21 protein-coding genes are annotated in these 21330 nt (G+C 39.7%); 10 read left to right on the top strand and 11 right to left on the bottom strand.

Annotation, left to right across the window (positions count from 1 at the left end; all coding sequences use genetic code 11):
- Positions 1–42 precede the first annotated feature (42 nt).
- From J2S17_RS05065 to J2S17_RS05035, 7 genes are all read left to right on the top strand, one after another.
- Positions 43–1569, top strand: a complete 1527-nt coding sequence (locus J2S17_RS05065; protein ID WP_307472543.1) for a sugar ABC transporter ATP-binding protein — start codon at positions 43–45, stop codon at positions 1567–1569.
- Positions 1570–1601: 32 nt separating this feature from the next.
- Entirely contained in the window at positions 1602–2636 is a 1035-nt protein-coding gene (locus J2S17_RS05060) for an ABC transporter permease subunit (protein ID WP_307472542.1), read from the top strand.
- Positions 2611–3615, top strand: a complete 1005-nt coding sequence (locus J2S17_RS05055; RefSeq protein WP_370874964.1) for an ABC transporter permease — start codon at positions 2611–2613, stop codon at positions 3613–3615. The genes J2S17_RS05060 and J2S17_RS05055 overlap by 26 nt, the downstream gene beginning before the upstream one ends.
- A gap of 138 nt (positions 3616–3753) precedes the next feature.
- On the top strand, positions 3754–3885 hold the full coding sequence (locus tag J2S17_RS05050) for a hypothetical protein (protein WP_307472538.1): 132 nt from the start codon (positions 3754–3756) through the stop codon (positions 3883–3885).
- A gap of 21 nt (positions 3886–3906) precedes the next feature.
- A complete protein-coding gene (gene lsrB / locus J2S17_RS05045) occupies positions 3907–4971 on the top strand; it encodes an autoinducer 2 ABC transporter substrate-binding protein LsrB (RefSeq protein ID WP_307472537.1) in 1065 nt (354 codons plus the stop codon).
- A gap of 87 nt (positions 4972–5058) precedes the next feature.
- Positions 5059–5208: a hypothetical protein gene (locus J2S17_RS05040; protein WP_307472535.1), complete on the top strand. Its 150-nt coding sequence runs from the start codon at positions 5059–5061 to the stop codon at positions 5206–5208.
- 134 nt (positions 5209–5342) lie between these two features.
- Positions 5343–6131 carry an SDR family oxidoreductase gene (locus tag J2S17_RS05035; RefSeq protein WP_307472533.1) on the top strand — a complete coding sequence of 263 codons (789 nt, stop codon included), beginning with the start codon at positions 5343–5345 and terminating at the stop codon, positions 6129–6131.
- 442 nt (positions 6132–6573) lie between these two features.
- Here the strand turns inward: J2S17_RS05035 and J2S17_RS05030 are convergent, their stop codons facing one another.
- The 8 genes from J2S17_RS05030 to J2S17_RS04995 form a co-directional block, all read right to left on the bottom strand.
- Complete coding sequence (locus J2S17_RS05030) at positions 6574–7419, bottom strand: M55 family metallopeptidase (protein WP_307472531.1); 846 nt, start codon at positions 7417–7419, stop codon at positions 6574–6576.
- 55 nt (positions 7420–7474) lie between these two features.
- Complete coding sequence (locus J2S17_RS05025) at positions 7475–8653, bottom strand: M24 family metallopeptidase (RefSeq protein WP_307472529.1); 1179 nt, start codon at positions 8651–8653, stop codon at positions 7475–7477.
- Positions 8634–9641, bottom strand: a complete 1008-nt coding sequence (locus tag J2S17_RS05020; protein ID WP_307472527.1) for an ABC transporter ATP-binding protein — start codon at positions 9639–9641, stop codon at positions 8634–8636. Before J2S17_RS05020 ends, J2S17_RS05025 begins: the two co-directional genes overlap by 20 nt.
- A complete protein-coding gene (locus tag J2S17_RS05015) occupies positions 9613–10629 on the bottom strand; it encodes an ABC transporter ATP-binding protein (protein ID WP_307472525.1) in 1017 nt (338 codons plus the stop codon). The genes J2S17_RS05020 and J2S17_RS05015 overlap by 29 nt, the downstream gene beginning before the upstream one ends.
- Before the next feature lie 3 nt (positions 10630–10632).
- Positions 10633–11541, bottom strand: coding sequence for an ABC transporter permease (locus J2S17_RS05010; RefSeq protein WP_307472523.1), 909 nt, complete (start codon positions 11539–11541; stop codon positions 10633–10635).
- Between the two features lie 10 nt (positions 11542–11551).
- On the bottom strand, positions 11552–12469 hold the full coding sequence (locus J2S17_RS05005; RefSeq protein WP_307472522.1) for an ABC transporter permease: 918 nt from the start codon (positions 12467–12469) through the stop codon (positions 11552–11554).
- Between the two features lie 84 nt (positions 12470–12553).
- Positions 12554–14110 (bottom strand): ABC transporter substrate-binding protein, encoded by a 1557-nt coding sequence (locus tag J2S17_RS05000; RefSeq protein WP_307472520.1) that lies wholly within the window; start codon positions 14108–14110, stop codon positions 12554–12556.
- 14 nt (positions 14111–14124) lie between these two features.
- Entirely contained in the window at positions 14125–14556 is a 432-nt protein-coding gene (locus J2S17_RS04995) for a MarR family winged helix-turn-helix transcriptional regulator (RefSeq protein ID WP_307472518.1), read from the bottom strand.
- Positions 14557–15074: 518 nt separating this feature from the next.
- Here J2S17_RS04995 and J2S17_RS04990 point away from each other — a divergent pair.
- The gene (locus J2S17_RS04990) at positions 15075–15917 is read left to right on the top strand and encodes an SGNH/GDSL hydrolase family protein (protein ID WP_307472516.1); all 843 of its coding nucleotides are present in this window, start codon (positions 15075–15077) and stop codon (positions 15915–15917) included.
- A 59-nt stretch (positions 15918–15976) separates the two neighbouring features.
- On the opposite strand, the gene J2S17_RS04985 is transcribed toward J2S17_RS04990, so the two are convergent.
- Together J2S17_RS04985 and J2S17_RS04980 are read right to left on the bottom strand one after the other, a co-directional pair.
- On the bottom strand, positions 15977–17200 hold the full coding sequence (locus J2S17_RS04985) for a M20 family metallopeptidase (protein ID WP_370874956.1): 1224 nt from the start codon (positions 17198–17200) through the stop codon (positions 15977–15979).
- 38 nt (positions 17201–17238) lie between these two features.
- Positions 17239–18486 carry a cysteine desulfurase-like protein gene (locus J2S17_RS04980; protein WP_307472514.1) on the bottom strand — a complete coding sequence of 416 codons (1248 nt, stop codon included), beginning with the start codon at positions 18484–18486 and terminating at the stop codon, positions 17239–17241.
- Positions 18487–18766: 280 nt separating this feature from the next.
- Between J2S17_RS04980 and J2S17_RS04975 the strand changes: the two genes are divergently transcribed.
- Together J2S17_RS04975 and J2S17_RS04970 are read left to right on the top strand one after the other, a co-directional pair.
- Positions 18767–19210, top strand: a complete 444-nt coding sequence (locus J2S17_RS04975; RefSeq protein WP_307472512.1) for a VanZ family protein — start codon at positions 18767–18769, stop codon at positions 19208–19210.
- 107 nt (positions 19211–19317) lie between these two features.
- Positions 19318–19479, top strand: a complete 162-nt coding sequence (locus J2S17_RS04970) for a hypothetical protein (protein ID WP_307472510.1) — start codon at positions 19318–19320, stop codon at positions 19477–19479.
- A gap of 273 nt (positions 19480–19752) precedes the next feature.
- On the opposite strand, the gene J2S17_RS04965 is transcribed toward J2S17_RS04970, so the two are convergent.
- Entirely contained in the window at positions 19753–21288 is a 1536-nt protein-coding gene (locus J2S17_RS04965; protein ID WP_307472508.1) for an amidase, read from the bottom strand.
- Positions 21289–21330 lie beyond the last annotated feature (42 nt).

Raw genomic sequence — 21330 nt, 5'->3', positions numbered from 1 at the left:
AACCGAAATGTAAGCGCTTTAATCAAGGGGGGGAGGGATAAATTGTCTAATTATCTAGTAGAAATTGCAGGGTTGTATAAAAGATTCAATGACAACGAAGTGTTACGCGGGATCGATTTTTCTTTAAAAAAGGGAGAAACCTTTGCGATAGTCGGCGGGAATGGTGCGGGAAAGTCGACAATGATGAAAATCATAACAGGGCTTTATCAGGCTGATCGAGGAACAATGAAAATAAAAGGTCAAGCCTTACACTTTCATCACCCTCAAGAAGCACATCGTCACGGTATTTATTTAGTGCCGCAGGAGCCTCTTATTTTTCCTAATATGTCTGTTGAAGAGAATATCACGATAGGCATGAAGGGGAAGAGAGCAGAATTACGCAAAAAGGTAAACAAAATCATTGATTATCTCGGATGGAATTTAGGTTTGTTCAGGTCCGCCATGACGCTTTCGATTGCTGAACAGCAATTGGTTGAAATCGTTCGCGGACTAGTCAGAGAAGCAGATATCCTCATTTTAGATGAACCGACTTCTACGTTAACCTTTAATGAAATTGAATCATTGTTTACGGCAATCAAACGTTTAAATAAAGATGGTGTCGGAGTTATTTATATCACGCATCGATTTGCTGAAATCTTTCAATTAGCCGATTCTGTAGCGGTGCTAAAGGATGGAGTTGTATCACTAAAGGGCCCAGTTGAGGAATTTGATTATGACAGGCTGCTGGATGGTCTCGTTGATAAACAATCAAAAGGTGAGCGACGCAATATGGTTAACCTCCAGTCCAATATTGAGCGTGTGAAAGATAAAAGGAATCCTATTCTCGTTGTAGACCAGCTGACTGGCCATGGCTTTGAAGAGATCAGCTTTTCCATTTCTCCAGGTGAAGTATTAGGAATTGCCGGAGTAGTAGGAGCAGGACGGACCGAGCTGGCAGAGTCGATTATCGGCATCAATGGTGCTGCTTCGGGAGAGATAGAACTGGATGGTACAGGGATCAGCCGTTTATCTATTAGGCAGCGGATTAATCTTGGCATGTCTTATGTACCCGAAGACCGCCATCAACATGGAATATTCAAGATTGCTTCCATACAGCAAAATACCACATCTGCGATTCTTCATCGGCTAAAAGGATTTTTTCTGCAGAAGAGAAGGGAGATAGAAATCACGGATGAGTACGTTGACCAACTGAAGATTAAGGTGACAAATACAAATCAATTGCTAAGTGAGCTTTCTGGAGGCAATCAGCAAAAAGTTGTACTAGGTAAATACTTAGCGACCAAACCAAAGTTGCTTATTCTCGATGAACCGACCAGGGGGATAGATGCACATGCACGGAGCGATATTTATGACATGATTTCACAGCTGCAGGCGAATGGTTTAGCAGTGCTACTTATTTCCTCAGATTTGGAGGAGATAGTGAAGTTAAGTGGTCGCGTACTGGTGATGCATGAAGGGAAAATGATAGAAGAAATCAACCGGGAGTATATTTCCGTTGATCGGATTACTTCTGCAGCATTTGGCGTTGTAAAAAAATGCGTCATCAAACAGTCAATCAATGAAATATAGAGAAGTATGATCTCGAGCGAGGAGGGATGATGTTGAAGAAACTATTAATAAAATCGATTCAAGTACGGGAGATTTCCATTGTCATTTTATTGATTGCCTTTTTTCTATTAGTTGGCTCCATTAATCAAGAATTCATCAAAATAGATTCAATCACTCTTTTAGTCAGCGGAAGTATTATTCTGCTTGTGATGGCTATTGGTCAATCGTTTGTTTTACTGACCGCAAATATAGATGTTTCTGTTGGATCGATCATGGGAATCTCTGCAGCTGTTTGTGGAAGTCTGCTAGTAAGTGGCCTCAATGTATGGGTGGTTGTCATTACGGTCATGGCTGTAGGTGCATTTATTGGCTTGATCAATGGTTTGGGTGTCTCCTACTTAAGAATCCCCTCCATCATTATGACATTGGGCATGCTGGGCATTGTGCGCGGAGCAATGCTGCTGTATACAGAGGGAATGTGGATTGAAGCTATACCGAACGATTATAAAAGATTATCAAATACTGAGATTTTGTTTTTACCACTGCCCATCTGGATTGGCTTTGTCGTGATGATCATTGCTTACTTATTTTTAACAAAGACGAAAAAAGGCCGCTACTTCTATGCAGTAGGCGACAATGAGGAGGGTGCAAGATTAGTCGGCATCCCTGTTAGGCTGATTAAAGTTCTTGCTTTTATCATCTCAGGCATGTCTGCATCTATTGCAGGTCTCGTCTTTGTCATGAATATAGGATTCGTTCCAAATACTACAGGGTCAGGCATTGAATTAGAAGTCATCGCAGCTGCCGTATTAGGGGGAGTGAGCTTAAGCGGAGGTCTTGGGACGGTAGTTGGAGCAGGACTAGGGGCGGTTTTCTTCACAGTCATTAATCAATCATTAGTTTATATGAAGATTCCAGCGTATTGGAACAGTGCCATTTCCGGCTTTCTTCTATTAATGATTGTTATTGGAGATACAAAATTTCAAAGCTATCTAAAACGGAAATCAAGGCATCATGTTAAGGAGAAGAGCAATGACGGAGGAGAGGAGGTAAGAGCAAGTGATTCGAAAAATAAGGCCATTCCTTAAATGGGAGCTTTTTCTTATCTGCTTCTTTATTGCAGAAATTGTGATTTTCAGCATGATTACACCAGGCTTTTTAGATTTTAACAATCTCATATTTAGTTTAAATGATTTCGTTTATATTGGACTCGCAGCGATTCCGATGACCTTTGTCATTATTACGGGCGGCATTGATGTTTCAGTAGGTTCAGTTATGGGACTTTCCTCTATTACAGTGGGTGTCTTATGGATGAATGGATTGAATGTATGGATTGCTATGTTGATAGCATTGATTATTTGTATTATTGCCGGTTTATTCAATGGCTTACTTGTTGCGTATACAGAGGTTCAGCCAATGGTCATTACATTAGGTACAATGTTTTTATTCTCGGGTATTGCATTAGTGATATCGGGGGGCTCAAGTGCAACTGGGTATGAGGGTATCAGCGGATTTCCTGCGTCCTTTGTTCAATTGGCAAATGGCGAGCTTTTAGGACTTCCCAATTCATTCTGGCTGCTCGTGACTGCTGTCACTTTTTTTAGTCTATTACTTCATCTCACCAAGTATGGAAGACAAGTATATTTAGTAGGCATGAATATAAAGTCTGCAAGGTATAGCGGTATTTCTACGAAGTGGATACTAATTAGTACGTATATGTTAGCTGGATTTGGAGGTGGTATCAGTGGAATCATCCTAACTTCATATTTCAGCTCTGCCAGATCTGACTTAGGTTCCACGGCCATTTTGCCAGTCATCACGGCTGTAGTTTTAGGGGGAACAAGTATACTTGGCGGCAGGGGAACGATTATAGGGACTGCTGTAGCAAGCGTCATAGTTGGCATCATGAATTATGGATTGCAAATGTCTGGATTAACGAGTGAACAAACGACCTTAATTGTTGGTATCATGTTAGTTTTAGCCGTATTTATGCGCCAATCTAACTGGCAATTTATAAAGAAAACTCGCAAACTGGCGAGCCTTGGAAAGGCGAAGACAGATGCGTAGTTGCACTTACACTATCAACTTTAAATTGGCGACCTCGTCGCTTTACATCCATGCTGCCAATTTATAAATTCTGATAGTGTAAAAAAGGTCTTTCATAAAAAGGCTCTTTTCTAAAAGATTGTTGTTTTTTCATAGGTTTTGACAAGACAAACCATTGATGGAAAAGTTGATTGGAGCACCTGGAGAGGAAACCAACCACTATCGCGAAAAGCAACAAAGTATACGAAAACAGCCAATAAAAAAGATCAAAAAGTAGGTAAAGCAACATAAAAAACGAGGGGGATAAATGATATGAAAAAGCGTGTGATCAGTTTATTTATGATCTCAGTTTTATTACTTGCTCTTTTGGTTGCGTGTAATCAAGGAACATCCACTGAACCGGGTGAGAAAGCGGGTCCGGATAAAGCAGATGCAAAACTTGCATTTATCCCTAAGCTGACAGGAGTGGGATTTTTTACAGCGGGAGGTAAAGGTGCTGCAGATATGGGTGAATCACTAGATGTTCAAGTGAAATATGATGGACCGAGTGAAGCCTCTGTTGCTGAGCAGGTGCGCTATATTAATAATTTTGTAAATCAAGGATATAAGGCGATTATGGTGTCATCGACTTCAGTTGATGGGTTAAATCAAGCACTTGACCGGGCAAAAGAAAAAGGAGTAAAGATTTTAACGTGGGATTCTGATGTGAATCCTGAGCATCGTTCTTTTTATATTAACCAGGGAACACCAGAACAATTAGGTCATATGCTTGTTGAGATGGCTGCAGAACAATTGGATGATAAAGCAAAAGTCGCCTTCTTTTATTCCAGTCCAACTGTAACAGATCAAAACCAGTGGGCAGAAGAAGCGAAAGCCTATATTGCAGAAAAACATCCAGGCTGGGAAATTGTCACGACCCAATATGGAGAAAATGATGCCCAAAAATCATTGTCAGTTGGAGAAAGTATATTGAAAACCTACCCTGATATTGATGCTGTAATCGCGCCTGATGCAACGGCATTACCAGCAATGGCACAAGCGGCGGAAAATTTGAAAAAAGGTGGGGAAGTTGTCATAACAGGGTTCTCAACACCTAATGTGATGCGTGAATACGTGAAGCGCGGTACAGTCAATCAATTTGGTTTATGGGATGTAAAGCAGCAGGGAGCCATAGCTGTTTATACTGCATACTTAATGACAGTAGAAGGGAAAGATTTAAAAGTCGGCGATACCTTTGAAGTGCCAGGGATCGGCGAGGTGAAAATTGAGCCTAATAGTATTCAAGGTTATGAGTATGAAGCAGAAGACAGCGGGATTATCTTATTGCCTGAACGCGTCATTTTTACGAAGGATAATATTGATGACTATGATTATTAAGTGTTAATCAACCTATAGATAGTACAGAAATCTTACATCTTGGATTTCTGTACTATTCTTCTTTATATAGAAGCAGGAGGGGTAAATTTGAGTAAGAATGACTTTGAAATAAAGGATGATTTAGAGCTTGCTAAATTGATTAAAAGATCCAGATTACTTCATCAGCAGGTTGTTTTATTTCTTCCCTCCGATTTGGATCAATCCCTATTTTTTGTCGCATACAAAAATAATAATTGATTTAATTTTCTTAATTATGATATTATTCAAATTGAATGTTCGTTATATAAAGAAGTTAACTTTATTATAATGCGTTCTAAAATTACATAGTTATTCTAAGGATCATGAGTAGGTCGTAGTCATTTCAAAATAAATTGTGTTTAGAGGTGGAATCTTTTATGTATTTAGAAGAATTATTTGGGTTAAAGGGTAAAGTGGCGGTTGTAACTGGTGGTGGACGCGGTATCGGGCAGACAGTATCCATTGGGTTGGCTAAAGCTGGCGCAGAAATAGTAATTCTTTGCCGTTCTGGTGCGGAAGAAACAGTAAAAATGATTGAAGACGAGGGTGGGAAAGCTTACTGGATTGCCACCGATGTGACGAAAGAAGAAAGCGTGGATGCTGCTTTTTCAGAAATCCTAAATCGTTCAGGTGCTGTTAATATTGTAATCAACAACTCAGGCATCTGCATGCACCAAAGCACACTTGAAGCAACGGTTGCGGAATTCCGTGAAGTGATTGATGTCAATCTGACTGGCCAGTTCATTGTGGCTCGTGCTGCAGGTAAAGTTATGATTGATCGAGGTATCCGCGGAAGCATTATTAATGTGGCCTCTATGTCCGGCTCGATTGTCAATGTCCCTCAGATACAGTGCTCTTATAACGCCTCTAAGGCAGCGGTTATACATATGACCAAATCACTGGCGGCTGAGTGGGCACAGTATCAGATCCGAGTCAACAGTCTCAGTCCGGGATATGTCGCAACCACAATGTCGATGGATACTTCACAAGAGCTTAAAGATACCTGGATGAAGTTGGTTCCAATGCATCGCATGGCAAATCCTGAGGAACTCATGCCAGCAGTACTTTACTTAGCCTGTGATGCTTCAGGCTATACTTCTGGCAGCGATGTTATAGTCGATGGGGCCTATACTTGTCTATAAAGAGACAGTTTAATAGGCAGGGTGTTCAACCTAAGACGGGTATTGTTGGATAGTGTGTTTTTACTATGTTGCTTGACAAACCTGATGTAAAATGAAAAACACCTCGTTCTTTGGTATAGTGAAATTGCTAAGAAATCACTACAACATAGAAGAGGTGTCCCCTATTTGATAGAACAATAGACTGAAACTATCAAATATCTAAACCACTTGATTCTGTTTTTTCTGAGCTTGAAATCAATAAACATTTGCGACAAGCGGGTTTAAAAAGATCCTTTGGTTTCAGCTGATCATACTTATTCAGTTAGTCTTTTGCTTGATTTTCCAGCATGAAAAACGGGGTGGCCTGATTATAAAGGGGCAAACGGGTAATGGGATAGCCCCTTATAAAAGTTATGATGGTGATAAGGAGAAGATAAATCACCTTCAGATAACTCTTGCAAAATTAAGCATTTGCATGCCCCAAAACCCCATTCGTAGCAGCCATTGCAATGATAACACAGCCCCACATATGTTTATATGCTGTAACCATATCTTCACAGGTGAATGTAATTCTTGTAGGGCTTAGCATCGTTACACTTGGAATGGTGGATGTCATATGTGCTTGTTGTGGTCCTTTGAATTCTATTTCGTAAGTGATAGGTCCGGAAAGTTTTAACGGCTTAATCGTATTTGCTAACTTAAGTGAAACGGCTACTTTTCCTTCAATTTCTTTCCGGACTATTTCTGGGTGAATAAGTTCAGCTGCTAGTCGGTCTCTCGCGTACTTTACAACGACAGACTCTATATCAGGTAAGGTTTTTTTCACTTCTTCTATATATTGGTCATCGCCACTGATGAACAATGCTGGGATATTAAGGCTGCCAGCTACAAAGGCATTCATTTCTGTTTCCCCAATCACCTGGTCATTGATTTTCATTTCTTTTACGCAGATGCCTGCCAATGTATGGCTAATAACAGCGTTAGTAGCACTTTCACGTCCGTGATGGCCGATGAAAATAATGCCGTCAAAAGTATCATCGAGCCCCTCTAATTGACACATAACACGGTTATTACCTGATACTAACCGAGCACGTGGATCTAGTTCTTCAATAATAATATTGGACATGTTTCCATGGCCGTCAGCTACTATGATTTCATCTGCACCACCGTTGAAAGCCCCTCGGATAGCCGCATTGACTTCAGCCGTCATTAATTTACGGAAACGTTGATATTCGCCGTTGTTTACAAGTTGCTGGATCGTTGCTACTCCTGAAATTCCTTCAATATCTGCAGAGATAAATATTTTCATAAGCTAGGACTTCCTTTCGATGTAATAGAAAAAGTAAATCCAAGTGAATGATGTATTAACAAATTAGAGATGCTAAATCTCTCGGATAGTAAGTGAGCATTTCGATTCCGTTTTCTGTTACTAGAACAGTATCTGAATGTCTGAACCCACCTAACCCTTTTACGTAAATACCAGGTTCAACCGTTACGACCATTCCTGGTTTGATTTCAGTATGATCGCCTAAATCGAAAAATGGGGCTTCGTGACCTAGTAAACCAATGTTATGTCCAGTATGGTGTCTGGTTAGCTCTGTGAGTCCATTTTCATTAAAATATTCCTGTACCTTTTCCTCGACTGCGGAGTAAGGTATGCCAGGCTTGATTGCTGAGAAGGCAACTTCCTGCGCTTCATACATATGATTAAAATATTTCTCTTGTTCTTTAGAGTACTCTTCAACGAACATGACTCTCTCAAGTTCGCTTGTATAACCAAATACACTTGCTGCAGCACCAGTTACTAGGGTGTCTCCTTTTGATAATACGATGTTTTGTGTTACGGCATGAGGAAAAGCGGATTCTGGTCCTATTTGTCCTCTGAAAATAGCAAAAGCTGTACTACCGTGTGGCTTGTATTCTTGGCCTAATGTCTCAATCATAGCCATTGTTGCTTCCATCGATGCTTTGCTAGTAATTTCAATTTCACTTAATCCCGCTCTTGTATACTTTTGTAATAGTCGATGTGCAAGATTACCCCAACGACAAGATTCTTTAATAAGTTCAATCTCATTATTAGATTTAACAAATCGCATTTCTTCAATGATTCCTTTTAAAGAAACAAAGTCTTTTACGTCTATTAGCTGATCGATTGAAGGTCCACGATAGCCCATAGAAGATCCGTATCCAATAGAATCGTAGCCAACCGTTTTATTTTCAAATTGATATTCTACTAATAATTCTTTTAATGATTCCATAGGGTGAGTCGTGCCTGGATATTCTTTATAAGAATGAACAGAGTCTACTACACTGTATTCCTCAGCATGTTCACGTTCTAATTCAGGCAAGAATAAATGAAACCTTTGTTGAGAATCTACAAAAAGTCCAATGGGTCTTTCAGTTGGGTGAAAGTGGAAGCCTGTTAAATAAAAGATATCTGTCACTGCAAACAAAACGGCCGATTCACATTTCTTCTTATTTAACTTTTCAATAAATGTTGCTTGCCTATGTTGAAATTCATACTTAGGAATGGTTAATAGCATGGGTTGTTTCCTCCTTAAATTCGGTATATAGGTGGCAGTTTACTGAATGGGAATTGCTGTATTCCGTCGTAATAGGTGCTTGTTTTTTACATATGTCCAAAGCGAATGAGCATCTAGGGTGGAAGGTACAGCCGGAAGGTGGGTTTGCTGGGCTAGGGACATCACCTTTTAATATGATTCTTTCCTTTTTCTCTTTTGGATGCGTAATAGGGACTGCAGATAGCAGTGCTTTTGTATATGGATGCTTAGGGTTAGTAAATAAATCTTCAGTTTTTGCTATTTCTACGATTTTTCCTAAATACATGACTGCTACTCGATCGGTCATATGCTGTATGACGCTTAAATCATGTGAGATAAATAGATATGTTAATTCAAATTCCCTTTGTAATTCAAGCATGAGGTTAATGACTTGTGACTGAACTGAAACATCGAGTGCAGAAACAGGCTCATCTGCAATAATAAAATCCGGTTGAAGAATGACTGCTCGAGCAATGCCTATTCTTTGTCTCTGGCCACCAGAGAATTCATGTGGATAGCGGTCTAAATGATATTCAGATAATCCCACAATCTCCAATATTGATTTAACCTTCTCTAATCTCGTTACATTATCAAATTTTTTATGAACTCTAAGTGGCTCGATAAGAATTTCTCTAACAGTTTTCTTAGGGTTTAAAGACGCATAGGGATCTTGGAATACCATTTGCATGCGATTTCTTAATGTTCTCATTTGTTTATAAGGGAGAGTAGAAATATCATTTCCATCAAAAATAATTTTTCCATCAGTTGGTTCAGTTAATTTTAGTATGGTTCTCCCAGTAGTTGACTTTCCACACCCTGATTCGCCAACTAAGGCAAAAGTTTCACCCTTTTTTATCGTGAAGTTGATATCATCAACAGCCTTAACAGTTATTTTCTCTTTGAAAAGACCTTGCGGGATTTCATAATATTTTTTTAAGTTTTTAACGGATAGCAGTACCTTTTGTTTCATTATGACTCACCTCCTTGTAAGGGGAATCCTGTAGCCAGCATTTACTAATATGGTTTCCAAGGTTAAAGGAGGGAGGTGTTTCATTTAAACAACGGTCAAATACATGGGGGCATCTGTTGGCAAATGCACACCCGACTGTTATTTCTGAAGGTCGTGGAACCTGCCCTTTAATAGAATACAGTTTACTTTTGCGATCATTATTTGATGGTAATGATTGCATCAGCCCTTTTGTATAAGGATGCTTAGGTGAATCAAATAGTTCATTTACCTCAGCTTCTTCAACGACTTCACCTGCATACATAACAACTACTCGGTTGCACATTTCTGCTACAACGCCTAAATCATGAGTAATTAACATTAAACTCATATCACTCTCACCTTTTAGCTTCTTTAGCAGGTCTAAGATTTGTGCTTGTATGGTTACATCCAGTGCAGTTGTTGGTTCATCGGCAATTATTAGTTGAGGCTTGCAAAGCAGTGCAAGGGAAATCATGACCCTTTGCCTCATTCCACCTGAAAGCTGATGTGGATATTCATCAATGATTTGCTCAGCTCTTGGTAGCCCCACTTGTTGTAACATAGAAATGATTTCTTTCCTCGCTTGAGACTTTGACATTTTTTTATGTCTTTTTAATGGCTCTTTTAGTTGGTCTCCGATTGTAAAAACAGGGTTCAGTGAAGTCATTGGCTCTTGGAAAATCATAGAGATGTCATTGCCACGTAGTTTGCGAAATTGCTTTTCAGTTAATTTAGAGAGATTCTGATTGTTAAATAGAATATTACCGGAAGCAATTTCACTCGTTTTATCTGGGAGCAGTCCCATGATTGCAAGCGATGTGACACTCTTTCCACATCCTGATTCCCCAACAATGCCAAGTGTTTCACCTTTGTTAATATGAAAATTAACGCCTCTAATAGGTTGTATCTTTTCTTTTCCATTTTTAAATTGCACACGGAGGTCGTTTATTTCTAAAATTTTTTCTGACACGGGTTAATCCCCCTTCAATTCAGGATCAAGAGTATCTCGAAGCCAGTCACCAAAAAGGTTTACACCAAGTGCGGCAATGATAATCGCAATCCCAGGGAATGTAATGAGCCACCATGAACTAAAGATATAATCTTTCCCTTCATTCAGCATATTACCCCATGCTGGTTCAGGTGGCTGAACACCAAAGCCAAGAAAACTAACAGAAGCCTCGGCAATAATGAATGTACCAATTTGAAGTGATGCTAGGATTATTAGTGGAGTAAACAGATTAGGCAGTATATGTCTAAATAGGATTTCAAATCGTGATACTCCAGTCGCTACACAGGCTGTAATAAATTCTTTTTCACGAAGGGCAAGGACTTCGCTTCGTATCATCCGGGCAAATATAACCCAACCACCAATAGCTAAAGAGATTATAATGTTTCGTAGCCCTCCACCGATAATTGCATTAATGACAAGAACTAAAAGAATGAAAGGGAAGCTTAATTGAACGTCTACAATCCTCATTAAAACTACATCAATCCATCCCCTAAAATAACCTGATATGATGCCAACTATCGTTCCGAATGTCCCAGCTATCACAACGGTTAAAACGCCGATAATAACTGATACCCTTGCTCCAACAATCATTCTAGAAAGAATATCTCTTCCTAATTGATCGGTCCCCAATAAATGACCATCCGTCATTGGAGGGAGAAGCTTTTTGCTAAAGTCTGCATAAAGTGGATCGTGTGGTGTTATCCAGGGACCAAATATACTAATAAATAATAAGCCTATGATAATAATGAACCCGAGTGTGCCTGTCCAGCTTCTAAACAGATTCGCAAAGTAGTTATAAACTCTAGATTCCTTTTTGTTTTTTACTTCTACAGCAGGTTTATTGTGAAGTGCTTTTTCTAAATTTGCTGACACGGGATATCACCTACTTCACTCTAATTTGCGGGTTCACATATGCATACAAGATATCCGCAATAAAATTAATGATGGCATAGATTAAGGCAATGATAAAAACAGCAGCCAATACGATTGGAAAGTCTCTATTCATCAGTGACTGCATTAATAATCTGCCAATGCCAGGCCAGGCAAAAACAACTTCTGTAATGACTGCTCCTCCTAGCAAGGTGCCTAAATCTAATGCAACTAATGTAATGATTGGAATTAATGAGTTTTTTAATGCATACCTCGAAACCAATGGAATGGTGGGGACACCTGAGGCTTTTGCCGTTCTAATATAGTCTTTCCGCAGAATGTCCAGCATTGATGAACGAGTGAAACGAGTGAATCTTGCAATACTATAGGTTGCGAGTGTAATGGTAGGCAGTATTAAATGTACCCATGTTCCACCCCCGCCAGTTGGCAGGATTTTCAATTGTGCAGCAAAGAAGAAAATTAGGATTAAGCCTAGCCAAAAATTTGGAACTGCTTGCCCTAAGACAGTTATTCCTACACCAATTCGATCAAAGATGGAGTTTCTTTTATATGCAGAAAGGACACCTAATGGAATAGCGATAACGAGCGATAAAATTAATGCTGTGATCGCAAGCTGAAAAGTTGCAGGCAGCCGGTCAATAACAAGTTGAAGTGCATCTTCTTGACTTCTAAGTGATTGCCCGAAGTCTCCCTGTACAGCATTAGCCATAAAATCAGTATATTGTTCATGCATTGGCCGGTTAAATCCCAATAACTCTCTATATTCTTCAATTTGTTCTCTAGGTGCATCTGGTGGTAAGAATAAAGCTGTAGGGTCACCAGATAAACGAATGAGAAAGAAGACGGCTGTTAACGCTAAAAAGACGACTAAGATCACTTGTAAAAGCCTTTTTATAATAAAATCAAGCATACCTAGCTCCCCTCTGATTCTAGTAGTTTATATTAGAAAGGCTAAAGGGGGAGGAAGTACTCTCCCTTTTATTTTTCATCGTTTTTATTCCCAGGACATTTCAAACGCCTGGATTTTTTCATCAACACGTGGAGTGAACCCCAAATCTTTGCGAACAGCGTATAAATCTGACTGTTGCCAAAGAGGAACCCAGGCAGCTTTTTCTACTAATTTATGCTGAAGTTCAGCAAATCCATCAAATCGCTCTTGTTTATCGAATAATTGGTTCACTCTATAGATTTCATTTTCTAATTCTTCATCATAGAAACCACTGTATGGTGCTACTTCGGTAAATAGATTTTCAATCGTTGACTGTGCATCAAAGGCTGGTCCCCAACCTAAAATGAACATATCTTTCATTTCTCGGTTTCGTATTTTTTCAAGGTGATTTCCCCACTCATTTGTCTGCACGTTCACTGTAATTCCAATTCTTTGTAGTTGTGAAGCAATCGCTTGAGCAATTTGTGTATCCATTGGATAACGACCATTTGGCGTATCTAATGTGAGTGTTAGCGATTCAGGCTCATAACCAGCTTCTTTTAAAAGTTCTTTCGCTTTTTCTACATCGTAACTATAATTGGCAGTCTCAGTATATTCATTATTAATTTGAGAAAGCGGGCCAGTCATTTTTGTGCCATGGCCATTTAATACAGCCTTTAAAAGTTCATCCACATCAACAGCATGATTGATAGCTTGACGCACTTTTTCATCCTGAAGAGGACCATCATAGAAGTTGTTGAGAGCTAAATAATTAATACGAGAAGAAGCAACTTCTGTAACTCTAGAATTACCATCATTTGTAATGCTATCAACTGAATCAACTGGAATGTTCTTAAATAAATCTACCTCACCGCTAAGAAAGGCGGATAATCTTGCACTGAATTCAGGAATGTAGCGGAATTCAAGTGACTTAATTCTAGGATTACCTTGCCAATACTCATCAAAGGCTTCTAACTTTAAGTAGTTGTCTCTAGACCATTCAACAAATTTATAAGCACCTGTTCCAACTGGCTTTTTAGCTGCTTCATCAAGGCCCACTTCTTCTACATAACCTGGCTCAATCAATAATAGATCCTCAGCGATTCTTTGAATCAAACTAGGGAAGGGCTTAGAAGTAATGATTTCAATTTCAGTTGGTGAGATTACTTTTACCTCTTCAACATCTACCCAACGGGATCTGTAAAATGATTGGTTCGCATCATCTAAAATAAAGTCAATGCTGTACTTAGCAGCTTCAGCATTGAAGTCAGCTCCGTTATGAAATTTAATGCCTTCTTTTAACCGAACCTTCCAAGTGAGTTCATCGACATTTTCCCAGCTTTCAGCTAGAACAGGTACAAAGTCTCCAGTCTCACCATCGCGGTCAATTAATGGATCGTAAATATTTCTTATTTGTGCGTCGGTAACATAGTTCACATCGATATTTGCCATAAGAGTGGCTGCATCTGCTTCATAGGCAACGACTAAGCTGTCTTTCTTTGGTGAGGTTGAATCATTATTATCTCCACTAGGTTCAGTAGAATCTCCTGCAGTTCCAGATGTGCACGCAGAAAGTACGAATAACAAGCTAAACGCTAACAACACAAACATGGCTTTTCTCACTTTCAAAACCCCCTCTAAATATTTTTATATAAAATTTTTTGAATACTTTTCATAGAATCTATTAAATGATCAATTTGATCCTCGGGTATGCCTTCAATCATAGATTCAACATTTATACTTGCCTTATTTGCAAGAGAATTTAGGGTCGATCTTCCTAATTCAGTTAAAAAAATATGCTGCACTCTTCGATCTTCTTGTGAGACTTCTTTAATAGTTAGACCCTCTCGTCCAAAGTGTTTGATTATTCTACTCATATAACTTTTATCAATACCAAAATAATTTGACAGAAAGGCTGCTGTACAATTCTTGCGTGCATGAATTTCAAACAAAATCAAAGCTTCTGTTGCGGAAAAAGGACTTTTATCTGTATACAGGTTGAATATTCCCATTACTCTTGTGTAAAACCTATTGAACTTTTTAATTTCTTGGATATTATTTTCTGACATATTTGAATATTACCTCTTTTTTTAAAATTAAATTAATTTTATGATGAGTAGTGGATTTTGTCAACTATATTTTGCGTGAATTATTATTCTTACTATATTTAATTGTTGTTGTGAGATAAAAATTTAAAATGTAGTTAATAACCTTTCTAAATAAACCACTTAAGAAAAGTTTGGCAGTAAAAAAGAGAGCAAGCTTAAATATCCGGGAGAATAGTAGGGGATAAGGGTATAAAATTATTTGACAGAACCCGATCATGCTAAAGGGCAATTAATCTAAGAAATGTTGCTGCTAAGTCGATAAATTTCAAAAAAATTAAATAGTATCCCGCTCTATTTGCAATTAATATGATTAATTTCGAAAGTAGCGGGTATTTATGTAATCATAGATATATGAATAGTCATTTCTTCTAATGATGACTGCAATAAAAAGATGTTTTATGGATTAGGAGTTTTTATACAATTTATAGTCCCTTTATAGAGACAATCATGTTTTTACCAGAAAGGAAATAAGAGGGAAGATGAAAAAAATAATATTCGCAAGTCTTATTATCGTCATAATTAGCCTTACGGGACTAATATATTGGAATAACGAAAGGGCTACAGGTTTTGATGTGTGGGATGAAGAGAATATAACTGAGGGAGAAAAGATAGAAAAGGAAAAGATTGAAAGTATTACGCCCAAAGAAGGCAATGAAATTACACTTAAGGATTATCTTCATTATAAAGTTTTAACTGAAGATAAAGCACGTGTCGCAGTGATTGGCAGCAGTGTGGCTAGAGGCAAGGGGGCGAGCCAACCTATGTTTTCATGGTTCAATCAATTGGAAAAACAGATTAAATCAGAGAATGTAACCATTGCAAATGACTTATCTTTTTCCAATTATGCAAAAAGTGGTTATACATTAAATAGACTTCTTGATGAAGGTAATGTGGATGAGATGATTAACGACAATCCAGATTTAATCATTATAGAAACGTCTGTCGTTAATAGCTATGATGAGAATATCAAGATGGAGGATACGATTTCTGCAATCAACCAGACCATTTCGAAAGTAAAAAAGGAATTACCAGATTCGCAGTTTATTTTAATCTCGCCTAATCCATGTTCTGTGGATCAAAAGGGAGAGGTCGAGAATGCTTTGGGGTACACGTACCAAGATTATCGAGAAGAAACCAAATCATATATCGAGTCAAAAGGGTGGAAGTATGTGGACGTATACAAAGGAATGGAGGATAAGATACAAGCCAATGATTTGGAATTAAATGATACATTAGACGATGGCGTACATCCAAATGATCTGGGATACAGATTATGGTTTGAAGTCATGGATGAATATTTTAATAAACAACAAGAATGGTAGACAAAAAACCCCTTGTATGAGCAGTTATGCAATATTCGCTCATACAAGGAATTTATGGTTTAGTCGTTAACCTTAATCAGCTCGCTATCATGCGCAAGCTCGACCCCTTTATTCTCCAAATAATTCAAAGTGGCAGCCCCTAAAACATTAGCCGCAACCAATAACCCCTTTTCATCAATATCAAACTTCGGATGATGATGCGGATATGTTTTTTCACGTCCTGTCAATTCCGCTCCTGTCATAAAGAAGGTCCCTGGAACTTTTTCTAGATAATAAGCAAAGTCCTCTCCGCCCATTTGAGGAGCCAGTTCTACCGTGTTTTTCACTCCTGGCACTGAAGGAGCAAGAGCGGCTACGAATTCAGTTTCGGCTTGGTGATTGACTGTGGCTGGATAGCCTTTTACATAGTTATAAGTGTATTCTGCATCAGCTGCAAGGCAGGTTCCCTCGATAATCCTTCTTATTTCACGATCCATTTTATTGCGTATCTCTTCTTTAAAGGTTCTTACTGTACCAGATAATTGCACGGAATCGGCAATGACATTGAAGGCGTTCTTGGCGTCGAATTCCCCGATGGAGCAAACAGCTGTTTCAAGTGGGTCTACTCTCCGGCTGACGATTTGCTGTAGATTGACAATGAGCTGTGAAGCAATGACAATACTGTCGTTGCTTAAGTGTGGCTGTGCGCCGTGTCCACCTGTTCCTTGTACTTTTATATGGAATCTGTCTGCTGCTGCTAATAATGGTCCAGAGCGGTAGCCAATTTCGCCGACTGGACTTGTTGCCCAGATATGTGTGCCAAAGATGACATCCACTCCATCCAGGCAGCCATCTTCAATCATGGCAATGGCTCCACCTGGCATATATTCCTCTGCATGCTGATGAATAAAGACAATATTGCCTTCGATGTCGTTCTTAAGCTTGTTTAATGCTTTTGCCAGTACAAGCAATGTGGCTGTATGGCCATCATGTCCACAGGCATGCATGACGCCAGGGTTTTTAGATTTATAGGGTACGTCATTCTGTTCATCTATTGGCAGCGCGTCAAAATCTGCTCTCAGTGCAACTGTTTTTCCAGGTTTACCCCCTCGAAGTGTTGCAACAACGCCACGTCCGCCAACTGCAGTTCGGATTTCATGCCCGAGCTTTTCATGATATTCTGCTATATATTTTGGTGTTGTTACTTCTTGGAAGGATAGCTCTGGGTATTGATGCAAATGTCGGCGGATGTCCACCATTTCTGAATAGTCGTTTTCAAGTAAGGCATATAGTTTTTCCAGCATAATAAAATCTCCCTTAGGTTTATTGTGTACTAATGTATTTAAAGAGGAATCTTGGATGTTTGCTTTACGTAAGCTTGCAGGGCCTCTTTTAAAGTATTGATTTCTTCGATCGTATTGTATGGACTCAGACCGACTCTAATCCAGCCTCCGTATTGCTTAACATCAAGGATTTCTGCCAGGTTGGATGCATAGAAGTCACCATCCGTTATGCAAAGGTTATAATATTGGGCCAGCCATTGCGTTACCTCTCTAGAGTCATGATTGTTTATTGTAAAGGCAAAAGTAGAGGTTCTCGGACCTGATGCAGGTCGATATAGACGGAAGCCGGGCTGGGACTGTAAGAATGTCTCGAGATCGGCGGAAAGCAGTTTTTCATATTCATCGATGCGCGCCATCCCGGAAAGGATTTGCTCTCTGCGGCTTTCTCCGTCACCTAGTTTCTGAATAAATTGAATCGCTCCTAAGATGCCGGCGATTCCTTCGTGGTTTTGCGTACCGGTTTCCAGCTTAGAAGGGATGGAATTTGGTGCCGGTTGAAGCTTGTAGAATGTTAACTTTTCAAAAAGTGTAGCTCGGATTGCGGCGATGCCAACATGAGGCCCAAAGAATTTATAAGCAGAACAAAGGAGAATGTCGCATCCTAATTGATGCATATCCATTTTTAAGTGTGGTACAGCATGTACGGCATCGATCACAACTAATGCTTGGTGGGATTTTGCCTTTTCAATGACCTTGTTTACATTCGTGACCGTTCCTGTAACATTAGAGGACATGCCTACAGCAACCAGCTTGGTTTTAGGGGTGATGATTTCATCTAAGTTCTCTAAGTCTAATGAGAGTGTTTCACGATTCAGTTTAATAAATTTAATGATGGCTCCTTTTTCTTTGGCCATGGATAACCAAGGATCAACATTTGCATGATGATCAAGCTCAGTGACAACAATCTCATCACCGTTGTTCACATATTGGGCGAGCGTCCTGGAAAGGGAAAAGGCTAATGTTGTCATATTGGCTCCAAAAGCAACCTCGTTATCCTTGCAGCCTAATAAATCAGCGACCGCCAGCCTGGCTTCAGCTATTAAACAATCGGTATCTCTACTTGTATGAAAGGTACCATGAAGGTTGGCCACTCCATTTCTTAGGTAGCGATACATGTTCTCAATCGCATAATCAACCATTTGTGTGCCGCCTGGTCCGTCAAAATAAACAATCGGCTGCCCGTTATCTTGCCGATTAACAGCAGGGAAATGCTTTCTCACTTCTTCGATAGGGAACTGGTTATTCAACTGATCAACTCCTTAAAGGGCATTGTTCTAGAATCATTCTATGTATCGTTCCTATTATCCTTTTTCCAGATGAATCTTTTTACTTTTATATGATAGGAGGAGGGGGGTTAAACAGTTAATATGAGCAAAATTCACCTTAAAGTGATCTACCTCCAATAGGATTATGGTTGTCGATGATATAATAGATTAGCTAGATCGTTTGTAAAAGATTCACCATGTCTATATATGAAAGTCCAAATATGTTTCTAGAATCATGAATAAATTAAAAAGGAAGTTACCAATGAAAAAGTTTCTCCTCTGGCTACCGGTCGTTATGTGGATGGCGCTCATCTTTTATCTATCTCATCAGCCGGGCACTGCCTCAAGTGAGTTAAGTTCAGGTTTAACCGATATGGTTGTTGGAATTGCTGAAAATATTATTCCAGGTGCGGATATCAATCTTGATTTCTTAGAACATTTTATAAGGAAGAATGCGCATTTCTTTGCCTATTTTCTATTGGGGATATTTGTTCTGAATGCATTGAGAAAAAAATCAGGTATAAAGGTTTCTCATGCAGGATGGGCTCTATTCATATGTACCCTCTACGCAGCCTCGGATGAATTTCATCAGTATTTCATTCCTGGAAGATCAGCAGAAGTGAGAGATGTGTTGCTTGATAGTTCTGGAGCACTTACGGGAATATTATTATTTTTGTTATTTAAGAGAAGAATAAGGGGGAGGTAGCTGTAGGTTCTGTCTATTGCTTCTTCAAATAAACATTAATCAGATTATAAAAGCCTTCCGTTTTATTGCCAAAATTAACAGGCTAATCAAACGGCAGGCTTCTAATTTTGTCGAAATTTGGCGGTGACAGGCACCCAACAATCTTAGCAAGTCTTGTTTCAAAAAGGCATCAAGGGAAAATCCAAGGCTGGTTCATGGCATGTACCTCATTAGGTGGAATCGTTGGACCATACGTAACAGGACTTCTAATTGAAAATTCTGCAAGCTAAGCTGCTGGTTTTCACTATGCATTCCAGCTTTGCGGAATTGCTTTACTCGTTTGTGGTGGGTTAGTCTGGGCGATCGTACGTCCGAATAATGGTAATAATTCTGCTGCAACGAAAATTGCCTAAAGAAATGTATCTGTTTTCAATTGTTATTATAGGCAGTGTTTGAGACGAGGCGATGGCTAACTCAATCTTAAAAAGGAAGATGCATGTTAATTATACAAAGCACCTTCCTTCTATCTGTTATAGGTTTTTATCTCATTAACTTGAATTTATTTATACGGATTCCAGCAATTGCGGAGTTCTTCTCCCCCTAGCAACCTGCTCATACCCAAACCCCATCCCAATCAAATCTCCTTCACTCCACATTCTTCCCCAAAAAGCCAGAGCAAATGGAGATCCATTTTCATAGTAGCCGGCAGGAAGGGTAATTAATGGCAAGCCGCTTATATTGATCTCAGAGATGGTGGATGCGGCAATGTTCTTTTCCTGTAATTCAGGTATTGGTTCAAGTAGGGTCGGATAGACAAATCCATCCAATTGGTGTTCGTCCAGCACATGAATAATGATACGCAATAATTCGTTTTTGACATTGTTGAACTCAGTGAGATCAGGCAGTTCCTTTGAATGAGCAATCGCTTTTTCTACATCCATGCGGTTTAAAAGAGTTCCGAGTGCGTCGCCTTCTGTCCATGGTACTCTTCCTGCGCGCTGAAAAACTTTTTCGATCGTAAGCTCATTGTCTGCTGGATCGAGATTGTTAAAGTATTTCTCCAAATCATAGAAGAAGGATTCCATACCTAGGAAGAACTTTTGTGTTTTCATATACTCAGCCAATCCTGTTCCTGCGAAAGGATCATCGATCAGCTCTGCTCCTTGGCTTTTCAGGACTTTAATTGCCTGATCGTACAGTTTCTTTGTTTCTGCTGTGGGTTCATCGGATTTCCAACCAGGTCCATATAGTCCCAACCGTTTCCCTTTTAAGGGGTTTTCCTTTAGGAATGAAGTGTACCCTCCGTCAGGCACTTTCGCTGAGATTGTTTTATGGTCATCTGCTGAAAATCCGGCAATGACGTCCAGCAAGATAGCAGCATCCCACACCGTCCGGGCGTGTGGTCCGACGACATCTTTTGTGCTACCGGCAAGCGGTGTGATGCCGGTGGAGGGTATTAATCCAAATGAAGGCTTAATTCCAACAAGCGATTGTGCAGCGGCGGGCACTTGAATGGAGCCGGCTGTCTCTTCTGCAATACCGAGGACAGCCATATTGCCGGATACGGCGGTGGCCGTGCCGCTGCTGCTTCCTCCGGGTGTGAGCGAGCGATTGACTGCATTATAGGTTGGTCCATCCCAACTGGTGTTGGCGCTAAAGGCAAAGCTGAACGCAGGAATATTAGTTTTGCCCAAAATGATGGCATCGGCAGCTTTTAATCTCGTAACAATGGGGGCATCCCGTGTTGGTATCAGCTCAATTCCGCCAGCCTTTTTAGCAAGTGGTTCCCAGCCGAAGGTAGTTGGGAAACCCACTGTATCAACTGCTTCCTTGATCACAATGGGCACGCCTGCAAGTTTGCCAAGCTTCTCGTCAGCTTGACGGCGCCGGTCTATCTCTGCTGCTTCTATCAGTACGTTCGGGTTCATGAAAGTAAAGGCATTGTAGACAGGTTCATATCGTTCGATGTGGTCCAGAAAGGATTGGACAACTTCTACTGTTGTAAAGTCACCCTCTCTGTAACCGGCTATGAGTGCCTCTACAGTAATTTCTTCGAAGCGGAATTCCTTGTTTGTACGAATATCGGTAGGATTCTCCATGATAATTCCCCTTTCTTTTAGCTGAAATGAGTAAGTTATTAT

The sequence above is a fragment of the Cytobacillus purgationiresistens genome (assembly GCF_030813235.1).
Classification (GTDB): domain Bacteria; phylum Bacillota; class Bacilli; order Bacillales; family Cytobacillaceae; genus Cytobacillus; species Cytobacillus purgationiresistens.
The sequence above is the reverse complement of the archived record's forward strand: the minus strand, read 5'-3'. Positions and strand labels throughout refer to the sequence as shown.